Annotated in this window: 14 protein-coding genes; 8 read left to right on the top strand and 6 right to left on the bottom strand. The window is 63.6% G+C overall.

The features are described 5' to 3' along the window. Positions 1–6: 6 nt before the first annotated feature. Positions 7–648: a 2-dehydro-3-deoxy-phosphogluconate aldolase gene (locus tag NYR54_RS17575; RefSeq protein ID WP_261517026.1), complete on the bottom strand. Its 642-nt coding sequence runs from the start codon at positions 646–648 to the stop codon at positions 7–9. A gap of 126 nt (positions 649–774) precedes the next feature. After that, entirely contained in the window at positions 775–1,665 is an 891-nt protein-coding gene (locus NYR54_RS17570) for an N-acetylmuramidase domain-containing protein (protein WP_261517025.1), read from the bottom strand. A gap of 223 nt (positions 1,666–1,888) precedes the next feature. On the opposite strand from NYR54_RS17570, the gene NYR54_RS17565 reads away from it, so the two are divergent. From NYR54_RS17565 to NYR54_RS17545, 5 genes are all read left to right on the top strand, one after another. Next, the gene (locus tag NYR54_RS17565) at positions 1,889–2,590 is read left to right on the top strand and encodes a tellurite resistance TerB family protein (protein ID WP_261517024.1); all 702 of its coding nucleotides are present in this window, start codon (positions 1,889–1,891) and stop codon (positions 2,588–2,590) included. A gap of 208 nt (positions 2,591–2,798) precedes the next feature. Next, positions 2,799–3,554 (top strand): molybdate ABC transporter substrate-binding protein, encoded by a 756-nt coding sequence (gene modA, locus NYR54_RS17560; protein WP_423738639.1) that lies wholly within the window; start codon positions 2,799–2,801, stop codon positions 3,552–3,554. A 4-nt stretch (positions 3,555–3,558) separates the two neighbouring features. Continuing rightward, positions 3,559–4,251, top strand: a complete 693-nt coding sequence (modB, locus tag NYR54_RS17555; RefSeq protein WP_261517022.1) for a molybdate ABC transporter permease subunit — start codon at positions 3,559–3,561, stop codon at positions 4,249–4,251. Further along, positions 4,238–5,320 (top strand): molybdenum ABC transporter ATP-binding protein, encoded by a 1,083-nt coding sequence (gene modC, locus NYR54_RS17550; RefSeq protein WP_261517021.1) that lies wholly within the window; start codon positions 4,238–4,240, stop codon positions 5,318–5,320. Before modB ends, modC begins: the two co-directional genes overlap by 14 nt. Before the next feature lie 258 nt (positions 5,321–5,578). Further along, the gene (locus NYR54_RS17545; RefSeq protein ID WP_261517020.1) at positions 5,579–7,360 is read left to right on the top strand and encodes an SLC13 family permease; all 1,782 of its coding nucleotides are present in this window, start codon (positions 5,579–5,581) and stop codon (positions 7,358–7,360) included. Positions 7,361–7,396: 36 nt separating this feature from the next. On the opposite strand, the gene NYR54_RS17540 is transcribed toward NYR54_RS17545, so the two are convergent. After that, positions 7,397–8,575, bottom strand: coding sequence for a pyridoxal phosphate-dependent aminotransferase (locus NYR54_RS17540; protein WP_261517019.1), 1,179 nt, complete (start codon positions 8,573–8,575; stop codon positions 7,397–7,399). An 81-nt stretch (positions 8,576–8,656) separates the two neighbouring features. Here NYR54_RS17540 and NYR54_RS17535 point away from each other — a divergent pair, with 81 nt between their 5' ends. Genes NYR54_RS17535 through NYR54_RS17525 form a run of 3 tightly spaced genes read left to right on the top strand, consistent with a single transcriptional unit; the run spans position 8,657 to position 10,291 of the window. Continuing rightward, positions 8,657–9,355 (top strand): GNAT family N-acetyltransferase, encoded by a 699-nt coding sequence (locus tag NYR54_RS17535; RefSeq protein ID WP_261517018.1) that lies wholly within the window; start codon positions 8,657–8,659, stop codon positions 9,353–9,355. After that, positions 9,333–10,091 (top strand): SDR family oxidoreductase, encoded by a 759-nt coding sequence (locus tag NYR54_RS17530; protein ID WP_261517017.1) that lies wholly within the window; start codon positions 9,333–9,335, stop codon positions 10,089–10,091. The genes NYR54_RS17535 and NYR54_RS17530 overlap by 23 nt, the downstream gene beginning before the upstream one ends. Then, the gene (locus NYR54_RS17525) at positions 10,088–10,291 is read left to right on the top strand and encodes a hypothetical protein (protein ID WP_261517016.1); all 204 of its coding nucleotides are present in this window, start codon (positions 10,088–10,090) and stop codon (positions 10,289–10,291) included. Before NYR54_RS17530 ends, NYR54_RS17525 begins: the two co-directional genes overlap by 4 nt. An 85-nt stretch (positions 10,292–10,376) precedes the next feature. Here the strand turns inward: NYR54_RS17525 and NYR54_RS17520 are convergent, their stop codons facing one another. The 3 genes from NYR54_RS17520 to NYR54_RS17510 all read right to left on the bottom strand — a co-directional run bounded on the left by NYR54_RS17520 (position 10,377) and on the right by NYR54_RS17510 (position 13,649). Beyond that, on the bottom strand, positions 10,377–11,279 hold the full coding sequence (locus NYR54_RS17520) for a GumC domain-containing protein (RefSeq protein ID WP_261517015.1): 903 nt from the start codon (positions 11,277–11,279) through the stop codon (positions 10,377–10,379). Positions 11,280–11,565: 286 nt separating this feature from the next. Further along, positions 11,566–12,813, bottom strand: coding sequence for a DegT/DnrJ/EryC1/StrS family aminotransferase (locus NYR54_RS17515; RefSeq protein ID WP_261517014.1), 1,248 nt, complete (start codon positions 12,811–12,813; stop codon positions 11,566–11,568). A 641-nt stretch (positions 12,814–13,454) separates the two neighbouring features. After that, a complete protein-coding gene (locus NYR54_RS17510; protein ID WP_261517013.1) occupies positions 13,455–13,649 on the bottom strand; it encodes a hypothetical protein in 195 nt (64 codons plus the stop codon). Positions 13,650–14,133: the final 484 nt, after the last annotated feature.

The following is a 14,133-nucleotide window of genomic DNA, read 5'->3' as shown; positions in this document are numbered from 1 at the left end:
CAGGCGTTAGCCGCGCGCGAGGCTCGCAGCCTGGCGCGCAAGTTCCTCCACTGCCGCCCAGTTGCCGGAGGCAAGCTCCGCGTCGGGCGCGACCCATGAACCGCCCACGCAGATGACGTTGGGGAGTGCAAGATAATCCGCGGCGTTCTTCTGCGAAATGCCGCTGGTGGGGCAGAAACGCATACCTGCGAGCGGCGAGGCAAGCGACCTCAGGAAAGCCGTGCCGCCCGACTGCTCGGCGGGGAAGAATTTCAGCACTTCATAGCCTTCGTCCCGCAGGGCCATGATCTCGCTGGGGGTCACCGCGCCGGGCAGGAACGGCACGCCCGACCGGCTAGCGGCATCAAGCAGCGCCCGGGTTGCGCCCGGCGAGACGATGAAGCGGGCTCCGGCAGCCTCCGCTCCGGCGAAATCCTTCTGCGAAAGGATCGTGCCGGCGCCGACGATTGCTTCCGGCACCTCGTCCGCCACCTGCCGGATCGCATCGAGGGCATCGGGCGTGCGCAACGTGATCTCGATAGCCTTCAGCCCGCCCCGCACCAGTGCCCGTGCAAGAGGGACGGCATCGGCGATGCGGTCGATCTTGAGCACCGGAATAACGGGCTGGCCCGACAGGATTTCCACAAGGCGCTCTGTCTTGTTCCTCATCACCGACTCCACAGAATGAACGCGGCTCTCATAGACCAATTCATGCGGCAAGTTCAAACGAAGATCGCCGCCGGCCGATGATGAACGCAACACTCCTGGCTGCGTTCAACCTGACAGAAGCCATCTTCAGCGGAATGCCGCGAGAATGCGCTGCAAGAAGGCGGCGATCGCCCCGCTCAGCCGCCCGGCGATGCCGGCAGGCTGCAGAGCCTCTCGAAGGGCTGCGCTCGTCCGCGGCCCGACGATGCCGTCGGCCGAGAGTCCATGGCGACGCTGAAAGGCGCGCAAAGCCGCATCCGTCTCGGGGCCGAAGATGCCATCGATCGCCACCCTGTGGCCGAGGCGCGAAAGCGTGCTTTGCAACTGCCGGACCGCGCTGCCGCTATCCCCCTGCATCAGCATGGCCTCCCCCTCGCGGGCACGGGCCTCCGCCAGGCGCGCATGGCGGCGATAGGCGAGCGCGAGACGCAGGTGATAGCTGTTTCTGGCATAGTCCGGGCCGTTGTAGCCCCGCGCGAAAGCGACCCAGTTGCGCTCGCGCAGCGCATCCTTGAGCCCGGCTTTCTCGATGTAGCGCAGCATGAGGCGAAGCTGTCCCTCAAGCCCGCTTCGCGCTTCCGCGACCAGCGCATCCACATTACGATAGCCGAGCCACGCCCAGTGGGCGCCCATCACCTGCCCCACGCCCCAGGACGTGGATTCATAGGCCGCCCGGCGGTCGATGGCGGCCGCGGATTCCAGCATCCTCCAGCGGGCCGCCTGCCCCGGCGGATTGCGAACCGCGCCCGCGGCCGGGGCCGCAAGCCCTTCGCGCCGCGCACGGATGCGGTCGGCCTCGGACAGCCGCCGGTCGAAATAATGTCCTTCGAAGCGGATCAGCGGCTCGGTGCGGCCCTTGATGAGCGCGTGTGTCCGGCCGCCCGATTCGACCTCGGCAACGGCAAGCAGAACGGCGGGCTCTAGGTCCGCTTCGCGGGCGGCGCGGGTGATCAGGGCGATGGTCTCGGCAGAAAACATAAGCAGGCCTCCGTTTTGGCCGATTCTCGTCTGCCCTAGGGACGCGGGGAAAAAATTCCTCGCCTTCGCCCCGATGCACCTGCTCAACGCCCTGTATCCCGCGGGGAGTTTTCTCTGAAATGCCATTTTTATCCACGGCTCTGTCCCCGCCTGCGGACCCGATTGCAATGGAAGGGCGCGGTTCCTACCTCCCGAAGGAAACCTTCCCGAAGAGGAGAACGCGATGATCGATCCGAAGAGGCTGCTCGACGAATTTCTGGGCGCACGGGAACCGGGCAGAAATTCATCGACGAAGGATTATGCCGACCGGGTGACCGGTTTCGCCAAGGACAATCCGTTGGCAGCGGGAGCCATCGTGGCGGCGCTCCTCGGCACCGGGACCGGCCGGAAACTGACCAAGCAGGCGCTGAAGCTGGGCGGCATGGCCGCCATCGCGGGCCTCGCCTACAAGGCCTACCAGAACTACCAGAACGGCAAGACTCCGGGTGACGCAGCGAGCGATAAGGAGACAAACCTTTTGCCGCCGCTCGAAGGCACCGGCTTCCATCCCGCGCAGGCCCCACAAGGGGAGAGCGAGTTCGCTTTCGCCCTGGTGCGCGCCATGATCGCCGCCGCCCGCGCGGACGGGCATATCGACGAAGAAGAGCGCCGCAGGATTGCCGCTCGTCTGAAGGAAAGCGGGCTCGACCGGGAGGGAGAGGCCTTCCTCATGAGCGAGCTGGAAAAGCCGTTGGACATCGACGCCCTTGTCGCCGCCGCAAAGACCGATGCGCAGAAGGTCGAGCTTTACACCGCCTCGCGGCTTGCCATCGAGCCCAAGAGCCGCGCCGAGCGCGGGTATCTCAACATGCTTGCCGGGCGCCTCAAGCTGCCCGACACGCTGGTCGATCACATCGAAGCGACCGTGAGCGAGTCGACAGCCTGAGCGCTGGCACCTGCCGGCGTTCTCCGCCTTGCCAATTGATCGGCCGGCGTCATAAAGTGGCGTCGCACCGCTTCAGCCGGTGCGGGCGACGGTGATCGGTCGCCTCTGCGTCAAGGGCCGAGCCGCATCCGGGGCGCGGGTGCGAGGCTTGTCCACCATCACATCCTTTTCTTCAAGCGCATCGCAATTTGCGCCGGCCATGGAGGATGTGTTGCGCATACGGACCCTGATTCTCCTTCTTCTTTTCGGCTTCGTTGCGCCGGGCGCGCAGGCAGCCGAGCGCATCACCATCTTCGCCGCGGCCAGCCTCAAGGAAGTGATGGACCAGGTCGCCGCGGATTTCGAGGTCGATACAGGCATCGAGACGGCCGTTTCGCTGGCCGCCAGTTCCGTACTCGCCCGCCAGATCGAGGCGGGAGCGCCTGCCGATGTCTACATCTCCGCTGACCGGGCGTGGATGGACTGGCTTTCCGAACGCGGCGCGATCGCGGAGGATACCCGCCGCACCGTCGCCGGTAACGCGCTGGTCATTGCCGGAGCAAATCCCCTCCCCGGCGGCGCCGATCCAGCTACCATCCTGCGCGAAGGCCGGTTCGCCATGGGTGATCCTTCCCACGTTCCAGCGGGACGCTACGCCCAGGCGGCTCTCGAACATTTCGGCCTGTGGGAAATGGCGAAGGATCGCGCGGTGTTCGGCGAGAATGTGAGGGTGGCTCTGGAGCTTGCCAGACGGGGTGAGGTGGAGGTCGCGATCGTCTATTCCTCGGACCTTCAAACCGCCGAAGGACTGTCGCTCCTCTACACCTTCCCGCCGGAAGGCCATCCGCCCATCACCTATCAGGCGGCGGCCACCGCGCAGGCGCAGCCTGCCGCGCGTGCTTTCCTCGATTTCCTGTCGAGCGAGGCAGGACAGGCGATCTTCCGCGAGCGGGGCTTCACCTCGCCAGTGTCCGAGGCGTACTGAGGCGATGGCCGAAGCCGAGATCGGCATCCTGCTTCTTTCCGCCAAGGTGGCGCTCGCCGCCACCGGTTTTTCGCTCATTCCCGCATTCGCCGTCGCGTGGCTGCTGGCGCGGCGGCGCTTCTTCGGCAAGGCGCTCCTGCAGGCGGTGGTCACGCTGCCGCTGGTACTTCCGCCGGTGGTCACCGGCTACGGCCTGCTCGTGCTGTTCGGCTCCCGCGGGCCGCTCGGCCGGCTCCTGGAGGATCTGTTCGGCATGAGCTTCGCTTTCCGCTGGACGGGTGCTGCGCTCGCCGCGGGGGTCATGGCGTTTCCGCTCATTGTCCGGCCCATCCGGCTGTCGCTGGAAGCCGTCGATCGCGGACTTGAGGAGGCGGCAAGCACGCTTGGCGCGGCTAGCCCGGTCGTCTTCCTGACGGTCACTCTGCCGCTTGCCCTTCCGGGGCTGATGGCGGGCGCGGTGCTGGGCTTCGCCAAGGCGCTGGGCGAATTCGGCGCGACCATCACCTTCGTTTCCAACATCCCCGGCGAAACGCAGACGCTTTCGCTTGCCATCTATGCGCTTCTGCAGACGCCCGAGGGTGACGCGGCCGCGCTGCGCCTGATCGGCCTTTCGGTCCTGCTTGCGGTCGGGGCGGTGCTGGTGTCGGAATGGGTGGCCAGACGCCTGTCGAAAGGAGGCGGCGATGACCGTGCTTGACGTCGACATAAGCGGCAGGAGAGGCAGCTTTACCGTCAGAGCGCAATTTCGTGCGGAGCCGGGCGTAACGGCCCTTTTCGGGCGCTCCGGGGCCGGCAAGAGCACGATCCTGAAGATGATGGCCGGCACGGCCAGACCCGATTCGGGCCGGATCGCGGCTGGATCACGCGTGCTCTTCGATTCAGAAGCGCGCATCGACCTGCCGGCGCGCAAACGCGGCATCGGCTTCGTCTTTCAGGAAGACCGGCTCTTCCCGCACCTGACGGTGCGGCACAACCTCACCTACGGGCGCTGGGCCGGAGGGCGCAGGGCGCGCAGGCCTCTGGAAGAGATCGTTGCACTGCTTGGGCTCGAGGCCCATGTGGACCGCTATCCCGATACGCTTTCAGGCGGAGAGCGGCAGCGGGTCGCGATCGGCCGCGCACTGCTTTCCGAACCGGAAATCCTTCTGATGGACGAGCCGCTCTCTTCGCTCGATCGTGAGCGGCGCGCGGAAATCCTCCCATATCTGGAGGCGGTCGCCGCCGAGGCGCACATCCCCATCATCTATGTGAGCCATGAAACGGACGAGGTGGCGCGGCTTGCAGATCGCGTTGTCGCCATCGATGAGGGCCGCGTTCGCGCGATCGGTACCGCGGCGGAGATTCTTGGCGATGCCGGCGAGGACGGCGGCCCGGTCGCAATCCTCGAAGGTCGGGTGACTGGGCACGATGAGACCTACGGCACCGCAATCGTCGCGCTTGGCGGCGGGACCATCGAGCTTTCCGAGCGCGGGCTTCCGGCCGGCGCGCGGCTGCGGCTCAGGATCCGGGCCTCGGACGTGGCGCTAGCGACAACGCCGCATGAGGGACTGTCCATTCGCAATCAGCTTCCCTGCGTCGTGCAGGCGGTGGCTCTGGAAGGGCCGTTTGCACGGGTGATGCTTTCATTCGGCAGCGAACGGATCATCTCCCGCATCACCGCGAAGTCCGCGGACGCACTCGCCCTTCAACCCGGCAAGCCGGTGACGGCCCTTATCAAGGCCGTCTCCGTCGAGCCGGCACGGTTGAGACCCGTGGTGGGCGAATAACCGGAATAGGAGCTTTCAGCGGCAATTTTTCTCGCCAAGGTTGTCGCATTAACCATTTTTTAACGGACAACGGCGATGATGCCTTTCGTCGAATCCGCTTTCCTCCTCCCAAGCAGGTTCGAACCGGGGCGGTCCCAGAGGCCGCCCCAACCTTGTTCAGGCCCTTCGCAAATCGATCCCATCCCGCCAAGCCCGATCGCCTGCCGCAGGGAACCCTCGCCGCGGCGCGGCGTTGAGGGGCGCTGAAGCGGACACATCATGGACGTAATCCTATCCGGCTACGAACCATACATCGCGATCGCGCTTCTCCTGGCGCTGTTTATTGCTTTCATCACGGAACTGTATCCGCCGGAGGTGACGGCGATTGGCGGTGCGGCCGCCTTCATGCTTCTGGGCTTCGTGCCGGTGGAAGAGGTGATGGGCGTCGTCGCCAATCCCGCGCCTGTTACCATTGCCGCCATGTTCGTGTTGTCGGGCGCGCTGGTGCGCACCGGAGTTTTGCAGACCGTTTCGGATTCGATCATCTCGCAGGCGAAGAAACGGCCGATCGGCGCGCTTCTGGTCTTCGCCCTGGCCGCCCTCCTGGCCTCGGCCTTCATGAACAACACGCCGGTGGTGCTGATCCTGATCCCCATCGTCATCCGCCTTGCGGGAGCGCTGAACGTGGCGCCCACCCGGCTGCTCATTCCGCTCTCCTATGTCTCGATCCTGGGTGGCACATGCACGCTCATCGGCACCTCCACCAATCTTCTCGTGGATGGTGTAGCCCGCAGCAACGGGCTCGAGCCGTTTTCCATCTTCGAGATCACGCCTGTGGGGATCGTCACGGCAGCGGCCGGCATAACCATGCTGCTTGTATTCGGCCGTTTCGTCCTGCCGGATCGCGGCGCATCCAGCGACGAAACGACAGCGGGCGAGACGCAATTCTTCTCGGAAATCACGGTGCGCACCGAAGGGCGGTACACGCGTCAGCCGATAGGCGAAATTGCCGCCTTTCAACGGCCGGGGTTGCGCATCATTGGCGTGAGAACCGGAAACGAGGTCATCCGTTCCGGCATCAAGGAACGAACGCTCAAGAAGGGCGATACGCTGATCGTCATGGCCACGACCTCAGAGCTCCTGACGCTCAACGAGCGGGAGGAACTGCGCGTTGGATTGAGGCGCGGACCGGCCTCACAGGCCGATTCAGTGGTCGTGGAGGCGGTTGTCGCCCCAAGGCGGGCAAGCGCCGGCCGGCGCATCGCCGATCTTACCCTGGGCAGGCGCTTCGGCGTGCGGGTGCTTGGGGCGAGCCGCCATCGCCACATTCCCGGCCCCGATCTCGACAATGTGCGCTTGCGGCCCGCCGACAAGCTCCTGCTTGAGGGGCCGGCAGCAAGCTTCGATGCTCTTGCGGAGGAAGCGGACCTCGTCACCGTCACCCGGCCGAGCGGACGGGCTTTCCGGCGGCGCATGGCGCCGGTGGCCGTGCTGGCGCTTGGGTCGGTGGTGATCCTTTCGGCATATGGCGTGGCCGATATCGGCGCGCTGGCGCTGCTTGCGGTCGCGGGCATCCTGCTTCTTCGCTGCATAGACGCCGACGAGGCGTGGGACTCCATCGATGCCTCGATCCTCGTCCTCATCTTCGCCATGCTGGTGGTGGGAGAGGGTTTGCAGCAGGCGGGCAGCATCGAACTGATTGTAGGTGCCGTCGCGCCGCTCCTGGCCGATCTGCCGCCCTTCCTGACATTGCTGGCCATCTATCTGCTGACCTCAGTTCTGACGGAGGTCATCACGAACAATGCTGTGGCCGTGCTTCTGACGCCGATCTCCATCGGCCTTGCCGACCAGCTTGGCGTGGATCCCCGCCCCTTCGTCGTGGCGGTGATGTTCGGCGCCAGTGCCAGCTTCGCCACGCCCATCGGCTATCAGACCAACACGCTGGTCTATGGCGCGGGTGACTACCGCTTCTCGGATTTCCTGAAGATCGGCATTCCGATGAACATCGTGGTCGGCATTGCCGCCGTACTGGCGATCCGGTTCTTCTTCCCTATGGAATAGAGGAATCCGCAGCGCCGCCGATGCGAGGCAAACGTTCTATGGCCTCTTCGCCGCCAGAAACTCCCCGATCCGTTCGATCGCGCGCAGAATGTTCTCCTCGGAATTCGCATAGGAGACCCGGATGTAGCCTTCGCCGAGCACGCCGAAATCCGGTCCGCCGATGAGCGCCACGCCCGCCTCCTCCAGAAGCGCAGAGGCCAGCGCCTTGGCCTTCCAGCCGGTTCCCCTGATATTGGGAAAGGCGTAGAAGGCGCCCTTGGGCGTGAGGCAGGAGAAGCCGGGAAGGCCATTCAGCCCCTCGACCACGATCTTCCGGCGTGAATCGAAGGCGCGCATCATCTTCTCCACGTCGTCCTGCGGGCCGTCGATTGCGGCGATGCCCGCATACTGCGCTGGAGCATTGACGCAGGACCAGCAATTGACCGCGAGCTTGCGCACCTTGTCATAGAGCCGGTCGGGCCAGATCGACCAGCCAAGCCGCCAGCCGGTCATGGCCCAGGTCTTCGACCAGCCGTTGAGCACGATCAGCCGGTCGCGGATTTCCGGGAAGACGAGCAGGGAGGTGGCCTTCTCGCCGTCATAGGTCATGACGTCATAGATCTCGTCGGACAGCACAGCCACGTGCGGATGTGCCTCGAGCCCCTTCACCAGCTTCTCGATCTCGGCGCGCGGCGCAACGCCGCCCGTCGGGTTCGCCGGTGAGTTGAGGATCAGAAGCCTTGTCCTCGGCGTGATCAGGGACAGCGTCTCCTCCGCCGAGAAGGCAAAGCCGTTCTCCTCCCGGATCGGTACGGGAATCGGAGTGGCGCCCGTGAACTCGATCATCGACCGGTAGATGGGGAAGCCCGGATCGGGATAGAGAATTTCCGTTCCCGGCGCACCGAACATGACGATGGCGGCATACATGGTGGGCTTGCCGCCCGGCAGGATCATCACATTGTCCGGCGAGACTTCCACGCCCGTGATCGCAAGCGTGCGGCGGACCACAGCCTCGCGCGCAGCCAGTATCCCGGTTGCCGGGGTATAGCCATGATGGCCGTCGCGCAGCGCCTTGACGGCGGCCTCCACGATGTGCTCAGGCGTGCGGAAGTCCGGCTGGCCGATGCCCAAATTGATGATGTCACGGCCCTGATGGGCGAGTTCCGTCGCCCTTGCAAGAACGGCAAAAGCGTTCTCCTCGCCGATACGGTCGAAGGCAGGCACTGTCTGGAGCATGTCGGGAGTTCCGTCTGGTTCTGTCGCGCTGAGAAGCTTTTGTGAAGCTTCATGCAAAAAAGTCAATCGAAGGAGCGTCTCTTGAAAGACCTGGAACACTGGTCCCCACGCCCCGCCCCTGCCCGCGCGCCCCTTGCGGGTCGCTATGTGCGGTTGGAGCCTCTCGACCCCGCCACCCATGGAGACGGGCTATTCGCAGCATCCAGCGTGCCCGATGCGCCTGAACGCTTCCGCTGGCTGTCCGAATATCCGCCAGCGAACCGGGCCGACTTCCAGCCATGGCTGGAGAAGGCGGCCGCAAGCCGTGATCCGCTCTTCTTCGCCGTGATCGACGCGGCGACCAACGAGATCGGCGGACGTCAGGCCCTCATGCGTATCGATACCACAAACGGCGTGGCGGAGATCGGCAGCATCTATTGGGGGCCGAAAATCGCGCGCACGCGCCTTGCCACAGAAGCCTTCTACCTCTTTGCCCGGCACATCTTCGACGATCTCGGATACCGGCGCTTCGAATGGAAGTGCAACAACCGCAACGAGCCTTCCAAGCGCGCCGCGCTGCGCTTCGGCTTCCGCTTCGAAGGCATCTTCCGCCAGCACATGGTGGTCAAGGGCGAAAACCGCGACACGGCCTGGTTCGCGATCGTCGACCATGAATGGCCGGCGATCCGCCATGCGCTCGAACGCTGGCTTGCGCCGGCAAATTTCGCTACCGATGGTACACAGGTCAAAAGTCTCAAATTTTTCATGGAGAGGGCAGATGGCGGGCAGGCTGAAGGGTAAACGCGCGGTGGTCACGGCTGCAGGTCAGGGAATCGGCCGTGCAATAGCGGAGGCTTTCGTGACCGAGGGTGCGGAAGTGTTCGCCAGCGACCTCGACCGCAGCAAGCTTGAGGGCCTGCGGCGGGCGAAGAAGGCGAAGCTCGACGTGATGTCCACCCGCCGGGTCGAGGCCTATGCGGAGAAGGTGGGCGAGATTGATATCCTGGTCAACGTCGCGGGCTTTGTGCATCACGGCACGGTGCTCGACTGCACGGAGAAGGATTGGGACTTCTCCTTCGACCTCAACGTCAAGTCGATGCACCGCATGATTCGCGCTTTCCTTCCCGGCATGCTGGCGCGGGCCGAACGCCAGGGCACTTCGGGCTCGATCATCAATCTTGCCTCCGGCGCCTCCTCCCTCAAGGCCGCGCCCAACCGCTACGTCTACGGCGCCACAAAGGCGGCTGTCATCGGGCTGACCAAGGCCGTCGCTATCGATTTCATTGGCAAGGGCATTCGCTGCAACGCGATCTGCCCCGGCACGGTCCGCTCGCCCTCCTGGGAGGCGCGCGTCGAAGAGCTTGGGAAAAGCGTGGGCGGCAAGGAAAAAGCGCTGGAGATGTTCGTTAAGCGCCAGCCTATGGGGCGCGTCGGCGAGCCGGAGGAGGTCGCCGCGCTGGCCGTCTATCTGGCGGCCGACGAGTCGGCTTTCACCACGGGCACGGCCATTCCCGTCGATGGCGGCTTCACCCTATGAGCGACAACCGCCGAGCTCTGGTGGCCGCGGCCGTGATCCTGGCGAGCTTCGGGCTCATCGGGTTTCTTCTGCCGCGGATCATCCTCTCGGTGGCCGAGTTCTCGACGGCTATAGCCGTGCTCGTGGCGGTGATGTTCGTCGCCGCCTTCTTTCTGGTCTTCTGGCTGCGCGCGAAGTGGAAGGAGCGCGGCAGGCATTGAGCAGGATCAGCCTGCACCGCGCACTGGCGGGCCGGATATAGCAATGAGCGCTGAGGAGGCGGCTTCTTGAGGACCGAGCCGAGCCTCAGAGCCTGCCCGGCCGGTCGGAAACCCTCTTGAGACGGAAAGCGCGCTTGATCCTCTCAACCTTGCCCGCCGACCTTGCATCCTGCGCGGCGTTGGCAAAGCCCGCACGGACGAAGGCAAACAACAGGAGAACGACGCCTGTGGCGAAGGCGGCCAGAACCGCGCTCAAAAGCTTCTTCTGCGGCAGCGGCTGCTCCTCAAGCGTGGGCGCCTGAATAATGTCGGACGTGGTGACACTTCCTTCGAGGGCCATCCGCGTGGCCAGAATTTCCTGTTCGGTCGAGGTGATGCTCGAGATCAAAGTGGCGTAGGACTGGCCAGCCTCGCCGAGAAACGGCACCGCGCCGGTATCACCACTGACGGCGCGGTCATAGAGGCTGTCGAGCCGCTCCAGGCTCTCCCTCATGCTTTCTGCGGAACGTTCCAGCGTCTCCAGCTTCTGCTCCAGAGCGCGCCTTGCTTCGTCGCGCGGCACGGAGTTCCGGATCAGTTCGGAGATCAGTGCGGTCAGCATCGCACGCGCCGACTCGGGCGAACGGTCCTCCACGGTGACGCGGAGATATTCAGTCTCGCCAACCTTTTCCGTCTTCAGACTTTTTTCCAGAAACTCCCGCCTTGCCTCGGCAACATCGCCATAGCGCGAAACCCAATCAGCCGCCTCCAGGGCGGGATCGACGACGCTAGCGCTTTCGAGCAGCGCCGCTTCCCCTTGCGTGATCTGAAGGAGCGCCGACGAGGCGTAGCGGTCCTGCTGCGTGAAGAAGAGGAAACCAAACACGCAAAGGCCTACGACGATAGGACCGAAAACGAGAATCCTCCACGACTCCGCTATGGCAACGGCAATGTCCAGAAGGCTGATTTCGTCTTCCGGCGCTTCTATCGTATCCGTTATCACGTTCATGGAAGCCCTTTGGTCCATCTGCTCGATTCGCACATTCTTGCTTATGATAGGTTCACACTATGAGCAATTTGGGGCGCTCTCAGGGCAAGCGGCCGCGGGTTTGGCGCTATAACGTTCGCAGCAGTTCTTGGTTGCAGTCTCGCCTCTGAAGCAAACTTTTGACCGCCGACCGCTTCAGACGATGACGGATTTGCTCGCTGCAAAACCGTGAAGGAACTGCCCCTACGGTACGCGGATCGCTGTCTGGAGATGAAGCCTTCACGGTGAAACACCCACTTGCTTGCACTCAGACAAACATCATCGCAGGAGCGAAGCTGTATGCGATCTTGGAAAGCATCGAGGCCAGTTTGAGCGCGTAGCCGCGCGTCACTTTGGGATGGGTCGGCAGTGAGATCATCGAGCGCACGAGCTTCGAGATGTTGATCGAGCGGCCGGGCATCCTGGAGAAGGCTTCGAGTTCGTGCACATTTGGATAGAGCGAAAGCCCGATGTGATAGTTGTGGTCGATCATCTTCCGATAGATCCGGTCCCGCCGCTCCGGATCCACTAGGATGGGATAGTAGGTGAAGCACGAGCCCGCCCTCACCTCGTCGCTCGTCTCAGGCGCCACGCGATGGTCGGCGAGAAACTGATCGTAGATGGCGGCGATCGCGCGGCGGTGGGCGAGGCGCTTGCTGACCCCGTCGAGCTTGCGCGCAAGTTCCTTCAGAACGCCCGGCCGCGGGCGGCTGAGCACCGTGTCCTCGATCTTCTCCGTCTCACGCCGGACGAAAGACAGCGCCTCCTGCCCCGAAAAGGCGCGCATCTTGCGTTTGATCGTCGGGAAGGTGATCAGCGGGAAGACGACCGGACGCGTCGCGATGTCGTATTTCAACACGGCGAGCATGTGTTCCTTGTACTGCTTCGGGGTCAGCACGGGGTACCGCGCAAGCTCCTCGCGCATGAAGGCAGCCATGTCCTCGCGGCGGGTTGCGAGCGCGCCGCCCCAGACATAGTTCAGCGATTTGAATCCGGACATGCTGAAGATGCTCGCGTCTGTCGTGGAACCCATGCGCAGCCCGGCATAGTCTCCTTCAAGAGCGATGGCGCAGTCGTCAAACAGCAGCACGTTCCGCTGCCGGCAAAGCTCCCTTATGTCGTCGAGGCGCGCCTGATTGACGTGATAATGCGTAATAAGCACGCAGCAGACCGACTCGTCGAGGATTTCGCCCAGATGATCGATGTCGATATTGGTCGAGTTCTCGAGCGTGTCGATGAAGACGGGTTCGCAGCCCGCGAAACGCACCATGTTGATCACGTCCGGGATGGTGTGGGGCAGCATCGCAACGCGGTTGCGTCCCCCCGTCCGAAGGCGCGCGAATTTCGCGGCGAGGTGAATGCCCGCGCGGGCTCGCCCGAGAGGGATTATGTGGACTCCGCCTCCGAGGAAATCGCTGAGCCGGGCCGTGAACAGCTCCTCCGCACCATTACCCTTCTCGAGTAGCGGACGGAGGTAACGCATGGGATAGATGATCTGCTTGGGGGTTAAAAACATGTCCCTCGCTCACGTCTGCGTCCGGCTCGATTCTGCACCGGCAAGTACCGGAACGCATTTGGGAAAACGGGTTTCCTGCCGTCATGCTTTCGTTGAGGGCGCAAACTCCCGCTTATGATTCCGATCAACCTTGTGGCTGATGGACTGCGCATCCATTCAGACGCGCCCTACGCCAAAAGGAGAATGTCTGGTCGGAGGCAGCGGGGAGCTGACTGTTAACGGCTCCTTCTCTCGTTGCGGGCCAGCACCCGCTGCTGGGTAGCGTGACGTTTTGGCCGGGTCGCGGCGAGGCAAGGACGGATAGCTATGAAGCATTCGCGGAACGCCCCTCTGCATCAGGCGATCGATTCGGTCTTCCGCAAGAGCCAAAGGCACACCCGTCCCCTGTATGCGCGCAAGTTGCGCCCAAATGGGGCGCTGCGGATAACGGAAAGTGTCCGGCAGGTAGCCTGAAAGGCTTAGTTTTATTGGGATCGGATGGTGGGCGTGCCTGGGATCGAACCAGGGACCCCTACGATGTCAACATTGTGGTCTCAGCTGAAAGCGGCAGAAAACTGGGAAAGGAGCACTATGTCACAGAGCATTTTCGGCATTTTGTTCACTTTAGGTTCTGACTTCCAGGTTCATTGAACCAAAGAGCACTATGTACACTGCTCAGGCACGGCCGCAATGGTCTGCATGTCGGCACCTCTGCCGATGCGCAACACTGCACCATCGATCTCCAGCTCGATCGGCGCTGGCAGCCTGGTCGCGCGGAGCTTCGGGCGGGATAAAGATTGGGCTGCGGTTGCTTCGCTGACCGCCGGATCGATCACTGCGAGCACAAACGACGGCAACCGCGTCCTCCATCAACGCCCCACGCTTGCACGCTTGTCTGCGCCAGGTAAAGACCTGCTGTGGCCGCAAACCATGACGGCGAGCCACCTCACAATCGTGCCTAGCACTAGTGTCACCACGCCGATCCTCGCCTCGTCGTCGAGCGTCCAACGCAGCCGCCCGCCGACCCCATTGATCACCTCAAAGCGATGAACCTGCCGCTCAGACTCAAGCGTAAGGTCAAGCCCAGGCACAAGCCGATCTCCGATCCAAAAACAGAATCGGAAACCTCACAGATCAGCCGCCATCCAGGAACGTGCCCTCACAACAGCGCTTACCAAATGTCCCTCGGAACACCGCTTGCGTGAACCGCGCCGGGATTGCCGGAGGCTCCAACTCTTGAGAAGTAGGAGCCATCATGAGCAATACTGAACCGCGCCGGGATTGCCGGAGGCATTTTGGTTTGAGTCACGCTGCCATGGCCGGCTCTTCGAGCATAGCGTA

The sequence above is a fragment of the Chelativorans petroleitrophicus genome (assembly GCF_025398195.1).
Classification (GTDB): domain Bacteria; phylum Pseudomonadota; class Alphaproteobacteria; order Rhizobiales; family Rhizobiaceae; genus Chelativorans; species Chelativorans petroleitrophicus.
This window is presented reverse-complemented; position numbering and strand designations above follow the sequence as displayed.